13 protein-coding genes are annotated in these 16,572 nt (G+C 71.6%); 8 read left to right on the top strand and 5 right to left on the bottom strand.

The genetic code is table 11. The features are described 5' to 3' along the window. Positions 1 to 5: 5 nt before the first annotated feature. Positions 6 to 767: a 3-oxoacyl-ACP reductase FabG gene (gene fabG / locus ACIA77_RS12270; protein ID WP_395886201.1), complete on the bottom strand. Its 762-nt coding sequence runs from the start codon at positions 765 to 767 to the stop codon at positions 6 to 8. Between the two features lie 234 nt (positions 768 to 1,001). Here fabG and ACIA77_RS12265 point away from each other — a divergent pair, with 234 nt between their 5' ends. The 5 genes from ACIA77_RS12265 to ACIA77_RS12245 all read left to right on the top strand — a co-directional run bounded on the left by ACIA77_RS12265 (position 1,002) and on the right by ACIA77_RS12245 (position 6,201). Next, the gene (locus ACIA77_RS12265; protein ID WP_395885899.1) at positions 1,002 to 1,775 is read left to right on the top strand and encodes a LuxR C-terminal-related transcriptional regulator; all 774 of its coding nucleotides are present in this window, start codon (positions 1,002 to 1,004) and stop codon (positions 1,773 to 1,775) included. A 29-nt stretch (positions 1,776 to 1,804) separates the two neighbouring features. Then, a complete protein-coding gene (locus tag ACIA77_RS12260) occupies positions 1,805 to 2,416 on the top strand; it encodes a TetR/AcrR family transcriptional regulator (protein ID WP_395885898.1) in 612 nt (203 codons plus the stop codon). Between the two features lie 108 nt (positions 2,417 to 2,524). Then, entirely contained in the window at positions 2,525 to 3,742 is a 1,218-nt protein-coding gene (locus ACIA77_RS12255) for an acyl-CoA dehydrogenase family protein (RefSeq protein ID WP_395885897.1), read from the top strand. A gap of 62 nt (positions 3,743 to 3,804) precedes the next feature. Continuing rightward, positions 3,805 to 5,736 carry an AMP-binding protein gene (locus ACIA77_RS12250; protein ID WP_395885896.1) on the top strand — a complete coding sequence of 644 codons (1,932 nt, stop codon included), beginning with the start codon at positions 3,805 to 3,807 and terminating at the stop codon, positions 5,734 to 5,736. 72 nt (positions 5,737 to 5,808) lie between these two features. Then, positions 5,809 to 6,201 (top strand): hypothetical protein, encoded by a 393-nt coding sequence (locus ACIA77_RS12245; RefSeq protein ID WP_395885895.1) that lies wholly within the window; start codon positions 5,809 to 5,811, stop codon positions 6,199 to 6,201. Between the two features lie 19 nt (positions 6,202 to 6,220). On the opposite strand, the gene ACIA77_RS12240 is transcribed toward ACIA77_RS12245, so the two are convergent. Further along, complete coding sequence (locus tag ACIA77_RS12240) at positions 6,221 to 6,895, bottom strand: DUF998 domain-containing protein (protein ID WP_395885894.1); 675 nt, start codon at positions 6,893 to 6,895, stop codon at positions 6,221 to 6,223. A 148-nt stretch (positions 6,896 to 7,043) separates the two neighbouring features. Between ACIA77_RS12240 and ACIA77_RS12235 the strand changes: the two genes are divergently transcribed. Then, positions 7,044 to 9,515 carry a M14 family zinc carboxypeptidase gene (locus ACIA77_RS12235; RefSeq protein WP_395885893.1) on the top strand — a complete coding sequence of 824 codons (2,472 nt, stop codon included), beginning with the start codon at positions 7,044 to 7,046 and terminating at the stop codon, positions 9,513 to 9,515. Between the two features lie 28 nt (positions 9,516 to 9,543). Here the strand turns inward: ACIA77_RS12235 and ACIA77_RS12230 are convergent, their stop codons facing one another. Together ACIA77_RS12230 and ACIA77_RS12225 are read right to left on the bottom strand one after the other, a co-directional pair. Further along, positions 9,544 to 10,149, bottom strand: coding sequence for a LysE family translocator (locus ACIA77_RS12230; protein WP_395885892.1), 606 nt, complete (start codon positions 10,147 to 10,149; stop codon positions 9,544 to 9,546). 1,772 nt (positions 10,150 to 11,921) lie between these two features. Beyond that, positions 11,922 to 13,013, bottom strand: a complete 1,092-nt coding sequence (locus ACIA77_RS12225; RefSeq protein ID WP_395885891.1) for a DnaJ domain-containing protein — start codon at positions 13,011 to 13,013, stop codon at positions 11,922 to 11,924. A 224-nt stretch (positions 13,014 to 13,237) separates the two neighbouring features. On the opposite strand from ACIA77_RS12225, the gene ACIA77_RS12220 reads away from it, so the two are divergent. Then, the gene (locus tag ACIA77_RS12220) at positions 13,238 to 13,858 is read left to right on the top strand and encodes a TetR/AcrR family transcriptional regulator (RefSeq protein WP_395885890.1); all 621 of its coding nucleotides are present in this window, start codon (positions 13,238 to 13,240) and stop codon (positions 13,856 to 13,858) included. Between the two features lie 3 nt (positions 13,859 to 13,861). On the opposite strand, the gene ACIA77_RS12215 is transcribed toward ACIA77_RS12220, so the two are convergent. After that, the gene (locus ACIA77_RS12215; RefSeq protein ID WP_395885889.1) at positions 13,862 to 15,019 is read right to left on the bottom strand and encodes an ROK family protein; all 1,158 of its coding nucleotides are present in this window, start codon (positions 15,017 to 15,019) and stop codon (positions 13,862 to 13,864) included. 109 nt (positions 15,020 to 15,128) lie between these two features. Here ACIA77_RS12215 and ACIA77_RS12210 point away from each other — a divergent pair, with 109 nt between their 5' ends. Further along, positions 15,129 to 16,571, top strand: coding sequence for an APC family permease (locus ACIA77_RS12210; RefSeq protein ID WP_395885888.1), 1,443 nt, complete (start codon positions 15,129 to 15,131; stop codon positions 16,569 to 16,571). Position 16,572: the final 1 nt, after the last annotated feature.

The raw sequence follows: 16,572 nt of genomic DNA, 5'->3' as shown, positions 1-16,572 counted from the left end.
GGCCATCAGTCCTTCGGTCCGCCGGCGACGTAGATGACCTGGCCCGAGACGAAGCCCGCGCCTTCGCTCACGAGGAACGAGGTCACGTGCGCGATGTCGTCCGGGGTGCCCACGCGCTGCACGGGGATCTGCGACGCGGCGGCGGCCTTGAAGTCCTCGAAGTCCATGCCGAGCCGCTCCGCGGTCGCCGCGGTCATGTCGGTGGCGATGAACCCGGGGGCGATCGCGTTGGCGGTGACCCCGAACTTGCCGAGTTCGATGGCCAGCGTCTTGGTGAAGCCCTGCATGCCGGCCTTGGCGGCGGAGTAGTTGACCTGGCCGCGGTTGCCCAGCGCGGACGTGCTGGACAGGTTGACGATCCGGCCCCACTTCGCTTCGGTCTGGTACTTCTGCACCGCGCGGGTCATGAGGAACGAGCCCTTGAGGTGCACCCCGAGCACGGAGTCCCAGTCGTTCTCGGTCATCTTGAACAGCAGGTTGTCGCGGGTGATGCCCGCGTTGTTCACCAGCACGGTCGGCGCGCCGAGCTCCTCGGCGACGCGCGTGACGGCGCCCTCGACCTGGTCGGCGTCGCTGACGTCCAGCGAGACGCCGACGGCCTTGCCGCCCTCGGCGACGATCGCCTCGGCGCCGGCCTTCACCGCGGACTCGTCGAGGTCCAGCAGTCCGACGGCGAACCCGTCGGCAGCGAGGCGGCGGGCCACGGCGGCGCCGATGCCGCGGCCGGCACCGGTCACGATGGCAACTCGGGAGGGGGAATCGGTCACGAGGACCTCCTCGTCGTTCTCGTCGTTGAGCAAGAAGCGGTCGGGCACGCAGTCTGCCTGACTAAGCGCCCGCTCAGGAAGATACCGGTGCGGGCCGGCGCCACCACTGTGACCCGGTTCATGTTCGCCCGGACGGGCGCCTGAGTTTTCAAGTCACGACTAGAAAACCTAGGCATGACTCCGTAAAGTGAGCTGGGTCTCAGCTACCGGCGATCGGCGGGGAAGGAGGCGCGGATGCCGGGCGAGGAGCGGCGCCGGGTGGCCGGCGTGCTTCGGGCGGTGCGGTCCCTGGACCACGTCGACGTCGCGTTCGCCGCCTCCGTGGACGGCGGCGCCGGGACCTTCGTGCTCGACCGGTTCGACGGCGCGCGCACCGATCTGCTGCGGAACCTGGTCATCCCGATCGGCGACGGCGTCGGCGGCCGCTGCATCGCGCTCGGCCGGCCGGTGTTCGTCAAGGACTACGTGGCGGCGCGCGGCATCACGCACCGCTTCGACGGCGCGGTGGCCGGCGAGGGCCTGAGCGCGATGTTCGCCGTGCCCGTCACGAGCGGAGGTGCGGTGCGCTTCGTCGTGTACGGCGCCGCGCGCACGCCGGTGGTGTTCGGCGAACGCCTCATCGACCGCGCTGTCGACCTCGTGAAGCGGTCGGCCGCGCCGCTGCGCGAGGATCCGCCGAAGCAGCTCACGGTCCGGGAAGTCGCGTCGGAGCTCGCCGAGCTCGCCGCGGCCGTGCCGGATCCCGCGGTGGGCCGGCGGCTGCGCGAGCTGGGCGCGTGCCTGTCCGGACGGCCGGCCGAAGAAGACCTGCCGGTGCGGTTGTCGCCGCGCGAGCTGGACGTGCTCACGGCCGTGGCGATGGGGGACGGCAACGTCGACGTCGCCCGCCGGCTCGGGCTGACCGTGCAGACCGTGAAGTCCTACCTCAAGAGCGCGATGGCCAAATTGGACAGTCACACCCGCGGCGAAGCCGTCTACCGCGCGCGCAGGGCCGGCTTGCTACCGTGACGGCGCTCGCGCGGGGCAGGAGGCAGCCGATGACCGGGCGGACCGAAGACGTGCCGGTGACCCGGGCCGAGCGCAAGCGCGCCGACCGACTGGCGCGCCTCGAACGCGTCGCGGCGCGGGTGTTCGCGAAGCACGGCTACGAGGGGACGAACCTCGACCTCATCGCGGCCGAGCTCGACCTGCGGGGCGCCAGTCTCTACTACTACGTCTCCTCCAAGGAGGAGCTGTTCCTGCGCTGCCTGCGCAAGTCCGCGGCCGACGTGTCCGCGCGCCTGGGCGCGATCGCCGCGGCTGAACCCGACCCGGCGCGGCGGCTGCGCTTGCTGTTCCGCGAACAGGTGCTGATCGAGGTCCGCGACTACCCGGAGTACGTCCCGCTCTTCTTCAAGGCGCGCGTGAGCGTCGAGCGGCTGGCCGACGCGGTGCTGAGCCTGCGCCGCGAACACGCGCGGCTGTTCGAGGAGACGGCGCGCGAGCTCGGCACCGATCGGACCAAGACGCGGTTGTGCCTGGAGATCGCCTACGGCACCCTGGCCTACCTGCCGGACTGGTACGACCCGGAAGGTGGGCTCGGGCCGGGCGAGCTGGCCGACCAGCTCGCCGGGCTGCTCGTCGAGCCGTTCCTGGCCGAGCGGGACTGAGCCGCTTCACCACCCCCGCTCGTGGGTATCTGCGGGGAGCGGGCCCGACCTACCGTTGCTCCGGATGGCCCAGCGCGGCCGCAGGATCGGAAGAACGGGTGATGCCGAATGACCGCGACCACCGCGAACGCCGTGCGGGGTGGCCACGTCGTGGACCACGGGTACGAACTGCCGTGGGCGTTCACGCCGGAGCACCTGCAGTGGCGGGACACCGTACGGGAGTTCACGGCCGAGGTCGTCGCCCCGGAGGCGGGCCGGCGCAGCATCGAGTCGCGTTTCGACGCGGACCTGGTCCGGCGGGCCGGGCAGCTCGGGGTCTTCGGCCTGCTCGTGCCCGCCGAGTTCGGCGGCGCGGGTGCCGACCTGCGCACCCTGTGCCTCACGATCGAGGAACTGGCCACGGTGGACTCATCGCTGGCGGTGACGGTGCACGTCCAGGCGATCTGCGCGGCGCTGCTGGCCCACCTCGCGGCCGACCGGCCCGAGCTGTGCCGCGAGATCCTGCCGTTGGCCGCGACCGGCGAAACGTTCATCTCGATCGGTCTCACCGAGCCCTCGGGCGGATCGGACGCCGGCAACATCAGCACCGTCGCGCGCCAGGACGGCGACGGCTGGATCATCAACGGTGCCAAGCAGTTCATCACGAACTCCGGCACCCCGTTCTCGCGGTACGTGATCCTCATGGCCGCGGTGGGGGACGGCGACCGCGGCCGGCCACCGGTGTCGGCCTTCCTCGTCCCGCTGGACGCGCCGGGCGTCACCGTCGGCAAGGCGTACCCGAAGCTGGGCTGGCGCTCGTCCGACACGCACCCGCTGTTCTTCGACGACGTCCGCGTGCCGGGCGACGCGTTGCTGTCCGAACCGGGGCACGGGTACCGCGACGCGCTGGAATTCCTCACCTGGGCGCGGTTGCCCATCGCCGCGATGAGCGCCGGGCTCGCGCGCGGCTGCCTCGCCGACACGCTGCGGTTCGTCGCGGAGCGCTCGTCGTTCGGCCGGCCGCTCGGCCACCACCAGGCGGTCGCGTTCCAGACCGCGGACATCGCCGCGCTCGCCGCCACAGCCCGGACGCTGACCTACGACGGCGCGTGGAAGTACGACCACGGCCTGCCGATCCGCGAAGCCGCCGCGACCGCGAAGCTCGTGGCGTCCGAAGCGGCGAACAAAGCTGCGTACGTGGCGACGCAGCTGCAAGGTGGGTACGGCTTCATCGAAGAAACCGCGGCGACGCGGCACCACCAGGACGCCCGCATCCTCACCATCGGCGAAGGCACGTCGGAGGTGCAGCGGATGCTCATCGCCCGCTCGCTGGGGCTCGCCGTCTGACGAACCCCGGCCCGACGCAGGATCCCGACGCACCCATCCCGACACACAAAGGAGTGTGACCCGTGGCCGACAGCGTGGAACAGCTGATCTCCGTTCCGGTGCAGGAGCTTCCCGAGCGGTGGCGCTCACCGGACCGGGCCGCGGAGATCGCGCGGGCGCGGGCGCTGCACGACCGGGACCCCGACGAGTACTGGGCGTGGGTCGCGGGCCGGCAGCGGTGGACCCGGCCGTGGGACGAGGTGCGCACCGGGAACCTGCCGAACTTCCGGTACTTCACCGGCGGGCTGATCAACGTCGCGGACAACTGCGTCGACCGGTGGGCCGAGGACCCGGCGACGGCCGATCGGCCCGCCGTGGTGTGGGAGGGCGAGCCGGGGGACACCCGCACGGTGACCTACGCCGAACTCGCGCGCGAGTCGTCCTCGCTCGCCGCCGGCCTGCTCGAACTCGGCATCGGCAAGGGCGACGTCGTCGCGATCTACCTGCCGAACCTCGTCGAGGCGTTCACCGCGATCCACGCCTGCAACCGGATCGGCGCGATCTACACGGTGCTGTTCTCCGGGTTCGGCAAGGACGCCGTGGCCGCGCGGCTCAAGGTGTCCGGGGCGAAGGCGGTGGTCGTCGCCGACGCGTCCTACCGGCGCGGGAAGCTCGTGCCGCTGCTGGACACGCTGCGCGCGGCGCGGGCGGGCCTGCCTTCGCTCGAGCACGTGGTGGTGCTCGACCGCACCGGGCGCGCCGTGGAACTGGAATCCGGTGAAGTCTCGTACGCGGACCTGGTCGCGCGGCACCCCGACGGCACTCCGGCCGTGCCGCTGGAGGCGAACGACCCCGCGTTCCTGATCTTCACCAGCGGCACCGAGTCGACCCCGAAGGGCGTGGTCCACTCGGTGGCCGGGTTCCTGGTCGGCACGTGGGCCAACGCGTACTGGCAGGCGGGGCTCGAGGAGGGCGACGTCTACTGGGTCGCCGCCGACGTCGGGTGGCTGACCTTCCCGATCCAGGCCGTGATCGGCGGCCTGGCCTGCGGAACCACGATCGCGTGTTACGAGGGCGCGCTCGACACCCCGACCACCGCGCGGTTCTACGAGTTCTGCGAACGCCACGAGGTCACGAAGGTGCTGGCCGCACCGACCGTGCTGCGGATGCTGCGCTCGTTCGGCGAAGAGCTGCGCGCGGCGCACCCGCTGCCCAAGCTGCAGCTGGTGACCGTGCAGGGCGAGCCGCTCGACGCGGACACGTTCACCTGGGGCCTCACCCGGCTCGGCGTGCCGATCGTCAACGCCTACGGGCAGACCGAAACGGGCTCGACCTGGACCTACCCCGTGACGGGCGTCGACGCGCTCAAGGCCGGCTCGGCGGGGCGGCCGCTGCCGGGCCACGGCTGTGAGGTCGTGGACGACGACGGTGTGCCCGTGCCCGCCGGGACCAAGGGCAACCTGGTGATCACGCGGCCGTTCCCGACGCTCGCCCGCACCGTGTGGCACGACCACGAGCGCTACCTCTCGGCGTACTTCACGCGGTACCCGGGCAAGTACTGCACGAACGACGAAGCGGTGCTCGACGCCGACGGTCACCTGTGGGTGCTCGGGCGCGCGGACGACGTCATCAACGTCGCGGCCCACCGGATCTCCACGATGGAGATCGAGGGCGTGGTGACCGCCGACGACCGCGTCGCCGAGGCCGCCGTGGTCGGCGTGCCCGACGCGACGAAGGGCACGGTCCCGGTCGCCTTCGTGACACTGCTGCCCGGCGCGGACGCCCGCGCCGTCGCCGACGACCTGATCCGCCGGGTGGGCGCGGAACTCGGCGGGTACGCGCGGCTGGCCCGCGTCTACCCCGTCACCGCGCTGCCGAAGACCCGCACGGGCAAGACGATGCGGCGCCTGCTGCGCGACGTCCTCGTCGAGGGCGGGCCGAGCGGTGACACCAGCGCGATGGAGGACCCGGGCGCGCTCGACGCGGTGCTCGCGGCCGTCTCCACGGCGGGGTGACCTCGGGCGGGCGCCCGCTGTCGGCCGACCGATAAGCTGGCGCCCGTGTCCGAGGGGCGAGAGGTGTCGACCGTGACCATCTGGAACGACGTGACCAGTTTCGTGCGCCTGCGCTACGAGGTGCTCGAAGACCACGACGGCTGGCTGCGCTTCCGCCTCCCCACCGAGGACGGCCGCACCCAGCAGGCGACCGTGCACCTCCTGCCCGACCACAGCGGGGTCGCCTGGGCCGAGCTGTCGTCCCCCGTGGGCTGGGCCGACCGCGTCGACCTGCGCCGCCTGCTGGAGCTCGTCGGCGCCGAAGGCGTCGGCGGGGCCGCGATCGTGGACGGGGTGGCGCTGATCAAGCACACCGTGCCGCTCGCGTCGCTGGACATCGAGGACGAGCTGGGCCGGCCCCTGCGCATGCTCGTGGCTCGCGCCGACGAGCTCGAGCGCGAACTCGGCCAGGGCGACGAGTTCTGATCGCTGCTCGAGGGCCGCGTCAGGGTGTGGCGGGTGCCGGTTCGTCCGGCGCCTGAACTCTGACCGGCGCCGCCAGCGCGGCCAGCGCGACGAGTTCCGTCAATGCCATCCCGCGTTCCACGATGCCGAGCGGGATGAGCTGCCACCAGCGCTCGTCGTTCACGGCGGCGACCGCGACGGCGCCCAGGATGATCCCGAACCAGCCCAGTGACAGGACGGCGAGCAGCCGGGCGGCGAAGCGGCGGCGAGGCGAGCGCGGGAACGTCGTGCGCGCGGCGATGAGCACGGCGAGCGGAAGGCACACGAACGCGACGACGCTCGCAACGCGGTGCAGCGTGCCACCCGCGCCGGAGCCGGTGGCGCTCGCCCAGTTGGTCTTCGGGAAGGCCACGATGACGAGCAGGCCGATCGTCCACAGTGCACCGAAGACGGCCGACACCCCGGGCAGCCGGCGTTGCAGGCGCAGCACGGCGAGCGTCACGGCGGAGCCGACCGCGACCAGGACCACGGCGAGGTCGAACACCCACTTGTTGTCCGACAACCCGTACTCGCTGATCGTGCGGCTGGTCACGCTGATCTCGTCGGTCGGGGGAACGAGCTGCAGCAGCAGGACCAGGGCGGCGCCGACCGCGAACAGCGTGATGCCGGCGATCGACAGCACCACGGGGCGGCGGTCCTGGGCGAGGGTCGTCATCCTTCGAGATTAACCACCGGCCCCATGTGCCCGCTGTGAGCCGATTGGTCCAGTACTTCCGGAGGTTACCCGGGGCGATTTGCGCCGATATGGTCGTTCGCTGCCGGAGCGTCCCGGCCCCGGCTCGGCCCCTGGGAGGTCCGTGATCGTGGGGAGTTCACCTACAGCCAGAAGACGGAGACCGCTGGTCCTGCTGGCCGCGGCTGGCGTCGTGGCGGGCGCGGTCGTCGCCCTGCCGACGTCGGCCACCGCCGCGCAGAACGTGTTGCACGCCGACCGCGCCGTGACGCGGTCGTGTTTCGCCGCCCTGCAACCGCAGGGCGCACCGGGTACCGACCGCCGCGAGCTCGCGTCGACGGTCGACGGCCTGGTCCAGGCCCGCCTGACGCCGGGTGCCGGCGCCGAGGGCGACTGGGACCTCGCCGTGTTCGACAAATCCACCGGCGCACTCGTCGCCGCCTCGGCGGCGCTGCGCAGCCACGAGCTCGCCGAGAGCTTCGTGAAGAAGGGCCAGCAGCTCGTGGTCCAGGGCTGCCGCTACGCCGGCAACAGCAAGAACGTCAGCCTCGGCGTCGATTTCCTCGCCCTGACCCCGCAGGGAACGCCGACCGAAAAGGCCGAGCTCGTCCGCGTGCACACCCCGTCTCGCGCGGACAAGGACAAGCTGCTCGGCCTCGGTCTCGACGTCACCGAGAAGGGCGACGCCACGGGCATCGAGGTCGTGCTCGCCGGCGACGCCGACCGCCGCACGCTCGCCGCGAGCGGGCTCAAGTCCACCGTCGTCGAGGCGGACCTGTCGGCGAAGTCGATCCGCGACGCCAAAGCCGACCGCGAGTACGCCGCCAAGACGGCCGCGTCGGCCCTGCCCTCGGGCCGGACGAGCTACCGCCACCTCTACGACTACGAGTACGAGATGAAGGAGCTCGCGCGCAAGAACCCCAAGCTGGTCAAGGCGTTCACGCTCCCCGAGCCGACGTGGGAAGGCCGTGACGTCGTCGGCCTCGAGATCGCCACGGACGTCGCCAACACCGCCGACGGCAAGCCCGTCGACTTCACCATGGGCGTGCACCACGCGCGCGAGTGGCCGGCCGGCGAGACCGCGATGGAGTGGGCCTACCAGCTGATCAACGGCTACGCCCACGACACCGAGCTGCGCGGCCTGGTCGGCAGGACGCGCAACATCGTCGTCCCGATCGTGAACCCCGACGGCTTCTCGATCTCCCGCGAAGCCGAACCCCGTGGGGACTTCACGAGGTTCGACTACGAGATGAAGAGAAAGAACTGCAACGCCGCCGATTCCCCGCCGCAGTACGCGACGGGCGTGTGCAAGGCCAATCCCGGCGGCGCGCAGCGCGGCACCGACCCGAACCGCAACTACGCCGGCTTCTGGGGCGGCGGGGGAGCGGGCCTGACGTGGAGCAGTGAGACGTTCCGCGGTTCGGCGCCGTTCAGCGAACCGGAATCGCGCAACGTGCGTTCGATCGTGTCGTCGCGGCAGGTCACGAACCTGATCACGTTCCACACCAACGCGGCGCTCGTCCTGCGGCCGCCGGGTGTGGCCGACGTCCGGCCGCCGCTCGAAGACCCGGCGTACGAGGCGCTCGGCGCGAAGCTGGCCGCGCACAACGGGTACACGAACGAACCGAGCTGGATGCTGTACGACACCACCGGCACCACGGAGGATTGGTCCTACTGGGCCACCGGCGGCTGGGGTTTCACCATCGAGATCGGTGGCGCCGGGTTCCACACACCGTACGAAGTGGGTGTGGTGGCCGAGTACGAGGGCTTGGCCCCGTCGTCCGGCGCGGGCAAGGGCGGCAACAGCGGCGCACTGGTGGAGATGCTGCGCAACACCGCCGACCCGGCCGCGCACTCGACGCTGATCGGCACGGCGCCGAAGGGTTATCAGCTGAAGCTGCACAAGACGTTCCAGACGCCGACGTCGCCCGTGGTGCAGCCCGACGGCTCGACCAAGCCGCCGCTGTACGTCACCGACAACCTGAACTCCACGTACACCTCCGGTGGCGGGCGGTTCGCGTGGTCGGTGAACCCGTCGACGCGGCCGTACGTCGCCGGGCGCTACGGGCGCGACCCGCAGGGTCCGGCGCAGGCCGGGTACGCGGTGGCGAACCCGGCGGGCGTGCCGCCGATCAACCAGTCGTACCCGGACGACCAGGCGTCGGAGAGCTTCACGTTCCACGTCGACGGGCTGCCCCAGGTGGACAACGGGCGGTTCAGCGTGGACGTGAACTGGGCGAACCCGGACACCGACTGGGACCTGTACGTGTACGACGCCGCGGGCAACCTCGTGACGTCGTCGGCCAGCGGCGGCACGACGTCCGAGCACGCCGTGCTGTTCGACCCGCCGGCCGGCGACTACCGGGCCGTGATGGTCAACTACGCGCAGGCCGATCCGGCGCAGGTGGACGACTGGACCGGGGGCGTCTCGTTCGCGTCGCCGGTGCCGCCGACGTACGGGTCGAAGGAGGCCTACCAGCTGACCTGCACCACGGCGAAGGGCAAGCTGGCCGGCATCGCGGACGTCTACCTCGACCGCGGCCAGACCGTCGACGTCGGTGAGGTCTGCACCGACTCGGCGCGCGCGGCGAAGCGGCGCTGATCCGGTTCGCGGGGTGGGGGCTTCGCTCTCACCCCGCGACCGCCAGCGCCACCCCGAGCACGACCAGGACGGTGCCGACCACGCGGTTGAGCGCCGGCCGCGCCCGGTCGTACCAGCGCTGCGTGGCGGGGGAGGAGAACAGGAGCGCCACGGACAGGTGCCACGTCGCCGACGCCAGCACGATCAGGCCGATCGCCGCGACCTTCGTCGCGGTGGGTTCCGTCGGGGGCAACGTCGCCGTGAGGACGCTCCCGAAGAACACCGCGGCCTTCGGGTTGGTGACGTTGCTCAGCACCCCCTGCCCGAACGCGTTCCCCCGCTCCGGCGGCGGTTTTCCTTCGGGCGCCCGGGCTTTCAGCCACAGCCGCACGCCCAGCCACGCCAGGTACAGCCCGCAGACGACGCGCAGCGCCGTCGCCAGCCACGGCGTCGCCGCGAGCACCGCCCCCACCCCGAACACGGCGACCGTCGCGAGCAACCCACCGGCCACCACCACGCCCAGCGCCACCGCGAGCGCCGCCCGCCTCGACCCGGCCGCCGCCGTGTGCGCGATCAACACGAAGTTCGGCCCCGGCGTGACGGCCGCGGGTGCGTACACGAGCAGGACGGTGCCGAGCGTGGCCACGGTGTTCACGCGGTCACCGGCCCGGTGAGGTGGTGGGGGCGCACTGTGCCGAGTATGGCGGTTGCGGTGCTCGCCCGGTCTACGTGGGCGCGGGGTCCAGCCGCCGCGAGTGCGCGTCGCGGCGCTGTGAACGGCGTCTTTTCGCGGGCGCTCGGGGTGCGTTTCTCCGCAAGGTGTGTGCGAAGGTCACCGGCTCAGGTTCTCGCGCCACCACCCAGCGCGGGTGAGAGCGCGGTGTGTCCAGCTGACACAACTCTCGAATCGCCGCTGACCGGCGTGACCCGGTGACAGCGAGCGTTCGTGGCGGTGCGGGTCTCGGTCGCATCGTGGCTCGGTCGGCCGCCGCATGTGGGAAGTCGGTTCGGTGTTGTTGCTGTGGGCGCGTTCTGATGCTCGTTGGGGGACACTTGACGTGCGTCGGCTCGCACGGTCTGTGCGAAAGTCGCCAGCGCAGGTTCTTGCGCTACCACCCAGCGCGGTTGAGAACGTCGTGTGTGCGGCTGACACGGCTCTCAAGTTGCCGCTGTCCGGCGTGACTCGGTGATAGCGCGCGGTTGTGGCGGAGCGAGCCCCGGTCGCATCGGGGCCGGTCGGCCGCCGTAAGGGGATGGTCGGTTCGGTGTTGTTGTTTCGGGCGCGGTCTGGTGATCGTTGGCGGGCGCTTGAGGTGCGTTGCCCCGCATGGTCTGTGCGAAGGTCACCGGCTCAGGTTCTTGCGCCACCACCCAGCGCGGCTGAGGGCGCGGTGGGTGCGGTTGAAACAAGTGGAATCGCCGCTTTGGGCGTCACTCGGTGACAGCGCGCGCGGTTGTGGTGGAGCGAGCTCCGGTCGCATGGTGGCCGGTCGGCCGCCGCATGTGGGAGGTCGGTTCGGTGTTGTTGCTTCGGGCGTGGTCTGGCGCTCGCTCGCGGACGCTTGACGTGCATCGGCTCGCACGGTCTGTGCGAAGGTCACCGGTTCAAGTTCTCACGCCACCACCCCGCGCGGCTGAGACCGCGGTGGGTGCGGTTAAAACAACTCGGATCGCCGCTGTCCGGCGTGACTCGGTGACAGTGAGCGGTTGCGGCGGACCGGGCCCCGGTCGCATCGTGGCCAGGTCGGCCGCCGCATGTGGGGCGTCGGTTCGGTGATGTTGTTTCGGGCGCCGTCTGGTGATCGCTGGTGGACGTTCGAGGTGCATGGGCTCGCATGGGGTGTGCGAAGGTCACCGGTTCAGGTTCTTGCGCCACCACCCAGCGCGGCTGAGGGCGCGGTGGGTGCGGTTGAAACAAGTGGAATCGCCGCTTTCGACATGACCTGGTGACAGTGAGCGGTTGCGACGGAGCGGGCCCCGTTCGCATCGTGGCCCGGTCGGCCGCCGCATGTGTGGGAAGTCGGTTTGGTGCTGTTGCTTTGGGCGTGGTCTGGTGATCGCTGGTGGACGTTCGAGGTGCATGGGCTCGCATGATGTATGCGAAGGTCACCGGTTCAGGGTTCTTGCGCGACCACCCAGCGCGGTTGGTAGCGCGGTGTGTGCGACTGAACAACTCGAATTGCCGCTGTTCGGGGTGACTTGGTGATCGCGAGCGGTTGTAGTGGAGCGAGCTACGGTCGCATCGGGGCCGGTCGGCCGCCGCATGTGGGAAGTCGGTTCGGTGTTGTTGCTTCGGGCGCGGTCTGGTGATCGCGAGCGGACGCTTGACGTGCATCGGCTCGCATCGCCTGTGCGAAAGTCGCCGGTTCATGCGCTCCGGCCACCACCACCGCGCTCGTAGCACAACAACGCACCGGCTGCCGCCCGTCAGGCGGCCCGGCCGCTCCCGACGACTTGCGCGCGCATCGTCCGCAGCGCGTCGTGGTCCACAGTGGACGGTTCGGCGGACAGCCAGGTGCCGATCTCGTGCAGGAACTGCTCCGGCGTCATCGGCGGGCCGGGTTCGGGGCCCGGGTCGGCCGTGGTCAGGGCGCCCGCGCGGCTCGGGTAGACGATCATCGCGCCGCGCAGGGCCACGCCGGGGAGCAGGGTGCGGTAGGCGGTGAGGCTTTCGGCGAGGCGGGAGCCGCCGCCGCGGAAGGGGCGGCCGTTGCGGAGCAGGCGGCCGTCGTCGGCGGTTTCGTAGTGGCCGGGCAGCCACTGCTTGGACTCGATGAGCACGACGCGCTTGCCGCACAGGACGGCGTGGTCGACGTCGGCGAAGACGGAGCCCGGCCAGGCCAGGCCGTGGAAGATGCGGGCGCCGGGCAGGCGCGTCAGGTAGCGCTCGAGCAGGTCGGCGGTGAGCCGTTCGGGGAGTTCGTCGGCCTCGACGCCCGGACTGCCGAACACCGCGCCGCCGCCGAATTCGGCGGCGAACTCGCTGCGGGCGCGCCGCGCGGCGAGGTAGCCGCGGGCCAGCCGCTGCACGAGCAGCGCCGTGCCCGCCGTGAGCACCAGCCACACCACGAGCACCGGCGGCGTGAAGTCCACCCCGAACAGCAGCGGCGCGAGCACCAGCACCAGCCCGGCGACGGCCGCGACCACCGGCGTGTGCCCCGGTCCGCGGCGGCGCCCGTGCCGCATGCGCGGGTCCTGGGCCGCGAACTCCCACCACTCGAGTTCGTCCGGCACCAGGTCCAGCGGTTCCGGCACGAACCCGGGCTCTTCGCTGAACCGGCGGCGCTTCGGCTTGGCCGGCGGGCGCGTGTGCACGGCCGGGATGCCGGCGTCGTACCCGGCGCGAGCGCGGGGATCACTCAGCGTGTCGTACGCCTCGCGCAGCAGCTGGAACGTGCCGACGGTGCCGCCGGCGTCGGGGTGCAGCGTCTTCGCCAGCCGGCGGTAGGCGGCTTTGATCTCCGCGGGCGACGCCGTCTTCCCCACGCCGAGCACCGCGTAGTAGTCGACTTCGGGCACGTTCGCGTTCCACCTCCGAATGGCTGCCGCGCAACGATATGGGGTCCGTGATCGCGATGGGCAACCGCCTCCGCGGCGCGCCGGGGTGAACCGTGTTCAGCGAAGCGGCCCACCGGCCACAGTGGACGGTTGACACCACGGTCTGGCTGCGGCGTGTCCCTCGATCGGGTTCCGCTCGCCGATCTACGCTGTAGACCGGCCGGCCCGCGGGCACACTGCGCGGGGTGCGCAAGCTCAAGACCGCCCGCCGGTCCGAGATCCTGGGTGCCGCACTCGACCTGGCGGCCGAACGCGGCCTGCCCGCCCTCTCGATGCGCGGCGTCGCGGCGCGCCTGGGCCTCACCCCGATGGCGCTGTACGGCTACTTCCGCAGCAAGGACGATCTCCTCGACGGCCTCGCCGCCCACCTGCTCACGCTGCTGCCCGTGCCCGACGCGGACCTCGCACCGCTCGCCCGCCTGCGCGAGCTCGCCGGGGGAGTGCGCGCCGTCGCCCTCGCCCACCCCGCCGTCGCGAGCCTGTTGTTCACGCGCCCGGCGCCGTCCGAGCACTCCCTCGGGTACGTCGACCGCGTCTACTCCGCGCTGCTGGCCGCGGGCGTGCCCGACGCCGACGTCCCGCGCCTCGAACGCCTGCTGTCGACGTTCGTCCTCGGCTTCGTCCTCTCGGAGGTCGAGGGCCGGTTCACCGCGGGCAGCCGCCTCGCGCGCTCGCGCCGCGTCGCGCTGGGCCCCGCCGACCTGCCCGCTCACCACCGCCTCGGCCCGCTCCCGGACGTCGACGGCGACGCCGAGTTCGCGAGCGACCTCGAAGACCTGCTCACGATCGTCGCCAGGGCGAGGTGACGCTCAGGCCTCCACGGCCGTCCGGCGCTCGAACACCAGCTCCCGCGCCGTGCCCACCGCCGTCGTGACCGCACCCGCCAGCACCGCTTCCGAACCCAGCCGGCCCGGCACGATCTCGGGCGCGAACGGCGTCGCCACGGCCAGCGCGCGGCGCATCGGCTCGGCCAGCAGTGGCGCACAGCCGCCGGCCAGCACGATCAGCACCGGGTCGAGCACCGCCGTCACGGCGGCAACCACGTGCGCGAGGTGCTGCGCCTCCTGCTCGACCACGCGCAGCGCGACCGGATCGCCGTCCTGCGCGAGGCGGAAGACGTCCTTGGCGGACCTCGCGGCGGTCAAGCCGAGCGCGTGCGCGCCGGCCACGATCGCGTGCGCCGAAGCGACGTCTTCCACCGGCCCGGGACGGTGGGGCCGCACGCCCGGTACACCCGTCGGCAGATCCGCGACCTCGCCCGCCGCACCGTGCGCGCCGCGGAACAGCTTGCCGCCCACCAGCACACCCATGCCGATGCCCGTCCCGACCGTGAGGCACACGAGCACGTCCACGCCGAGCGCCGCCCCCAGCGCGTGCTCGCCGACGGCGCACAGGTTCGCGTCGTTCTCCACCACGAGCTCGGAACCGTGCGCGCACAGGCGCTGCGCCAGCCGGTGCAACAGCCCCTTGCGTTCCCAGCCGGGCAGGTTCGGCGCGCGGTGCACGGTGCCGGACGCGCGGTCCGGGATGCCGGGCGTGCCGACGACCGTTGCCACGACGTCCTCCGGGGCGAGCGCGGCCGAGGCGACCGCGTCGGGGACCGCCTGGACGAGCGCACTGCCCGAGCGGCACCGGTTCGGTTCGTCCAGCCGCGCGACGACCCCGCCGTCCAGATCCGCGATCGCCACGCGGATCGAACGCCGCCCGATGTCCACGCCCGCCACGTGGCCGGCTTCCGGCGCCGCGCGGTACACGACGGCCGCGCGCCCCGGGCCGGCCGGGCTGTGGCCGACCGCGCGGACGAGCCCGCACTGCTCCAGATCGAGCAGCGCCTGGCCGACGGTCGGTTTCGACAGCCCGGTGCCCGCGGCGATCTGCGGCCGCGTCGCCGAACCACCGGCGCGCAGCCGCTCCAGCACCAGCCGCTGGTTCTGCTCGCGCACGTTCGCCGGAGTCCCGACCCGCATGCTCCCACCCTCGCCCGGACCGTGTTTCCACAACTTTACGAACGGAGCCCTTTCGGCCCCGCAAATCTTATGTTAAGAACCTTTACTAACTATTGGACGGAGGCGCGACGTGAGCTCACCCACCCGTTCGGGGGGTTCCGGGACGGCGGATCTGCCCCGGACCGGCCTCGAACGCAGGATCGGGCCGCTGCAGGCGACCGCGATCAACATGACGCAGATGTGCGGGATCGGCCCGTTCGTGACGATCCCCGCGATGGTCGCGACCATGGGCGGCCCGCAGGCGATGTTCGGCTGGATCGTCGGCGCGATCATCGCGCTCGCGGACGGCCTCGTGTGGGCCGAGCTCGGCGCCGCGCTGCCCGGGGCGGGTGGCACCTACATCTACCTCCGCGAAGCGTTCCAGTACCGCACCGGCCGGCTGATGCCGTTCCTGTTCGCGTGGAGCGCCGTGCTGTTCATCCCGCTGATCATGTCCACCGGGATCATCGGCCTCGTCCAGTACCTCGGTTACCTCGTCCCGGGCGTGGTCGACGACGGCGCCGTCACCCCGCTCGGCAAGATCATCGGCATCGTGATCGTCGCCGTGATCGTGCTGGCCCTGTTCCGCCGGATCGGCCAGATCAGCAAGCTCACCACCGTCCTGTTCGTGATCATGCTGATCGCCGTGCTGACGGTGATCATCGCGGCCTTCTCGCACTTCAGCGGCGGCCAGGCGTTCGCCTTCACCCCCGGCGCTTTCGGTTCGGGCGGCGCGTTCTGGACCGGTCTCGGCGCCGGCCTCGTGATCGCGATCTACGACTACCTCGGGTACAACACCACCGCCTACCTCGGTGGCGAGGTGCGCAACCCGGGCCGCACGATCCCGCGCTCGATCATCTTCTCGATCCTCGGCATCATGTCGCTGTACTTCCTGCTGCAGGTCGGCGTGCTCGGCTCGATCCCGTTGGAGGAGCTGAAGAACGCGACGTCGGTCGCCTCCACCGTGCTCGAGCGGGCGTGGGGTTCGGTCACCGCCAAGGTGATCACCGTCTTGATCGTCATCGCGGCCATCGGCTCGGTGTTCGCCGGCCTGCTCGGCGGCTCGCGCGTGCCGTTCGAAGCCGCGCGCGACAAGGTGTTCCTGCCGGTGTTCGGCAAGCTGCACCCCAAGCTGAACCTGCCCACCGCCGGCGTGCTGACGATGGGCGTGATCACCGCGATCGGTTCGCTGTTCACGCTGACCGACGTGATCAACGCGGCCGTCACCGTGCTCGTCATCATCCAGTCGCTCGCGCAGGTCGCCGCGATCTGGGTGCTGCGCCGCCGCCAGCCGGGGCTGCGCCGGCCGTACCGCCAGTTCCTCTACCCGATCCCGACGATCATCGCGCTCGCCGGCTGGGTCTACATCTACATCTCGGCCACGACCCTCTCGATCATCCTGTCGGTCGTGTGGATCGTGCTCGGCGTCGTCGCATTCGGAATCTACGCGGCGGCGGAGAAGACGTGGCCGTTCGGGCCCAAGGAGATCCGCGAGGCGTTCGTCCTCGCGCAGCAGCAGACCGAAGGGGCGTGAG

The sequence above is a fragment of the Amycolatopsis sp. NPDC051903 genome (genome assembly GCF_044452505.1).
GTDB lineage: Bacteria > Actinomycetota > Actinomycetes > Mycobacteriales > Pseudonocardiaceae > Amycolatopsis.
This window is presented reverse-complemented; position numbering and strand designations above follow the sequence as displayed.

Coding starts and splice junctions, on each gene's coding strand:
- ACIA77_RS12255 (WP_395885897.1), top strand. CDS start 2,525: ATGACCGCGACCACCGCGAACGCCGTGCGGGGTGGCCACGTCGTGGAC.
- ACIA77_RS12265 (WP_395885899.1), top strand. CDS start 1,002: ATGCCGGGCGAGGAGCGGCGCCGGGTGGCCGGCGTGCTTCGGGCGGTG.
- ACIA77_RS12260 (WP_395885898.1), top strand. CDS start 1,805: ATGACCGGGCGGACCGAAGACGTGCCGGTGACCCGGGCCGAGCGCAAG.
- ACIA77_RS12215 (WP_395885889.1), bottom strand. CDS start 15,019: ATGCGGGTCGGGACTCCGGCGAACGTGCGCGAGCAGAACCAGCGGCTG.
- ACIA77_RS12240 (WP_395885894.1), bottom strand. CDS start 6,895: ATGACGACCCTCGCCCAGGACCGCCGCCCCGTGGTGCTGTCGATCGCC.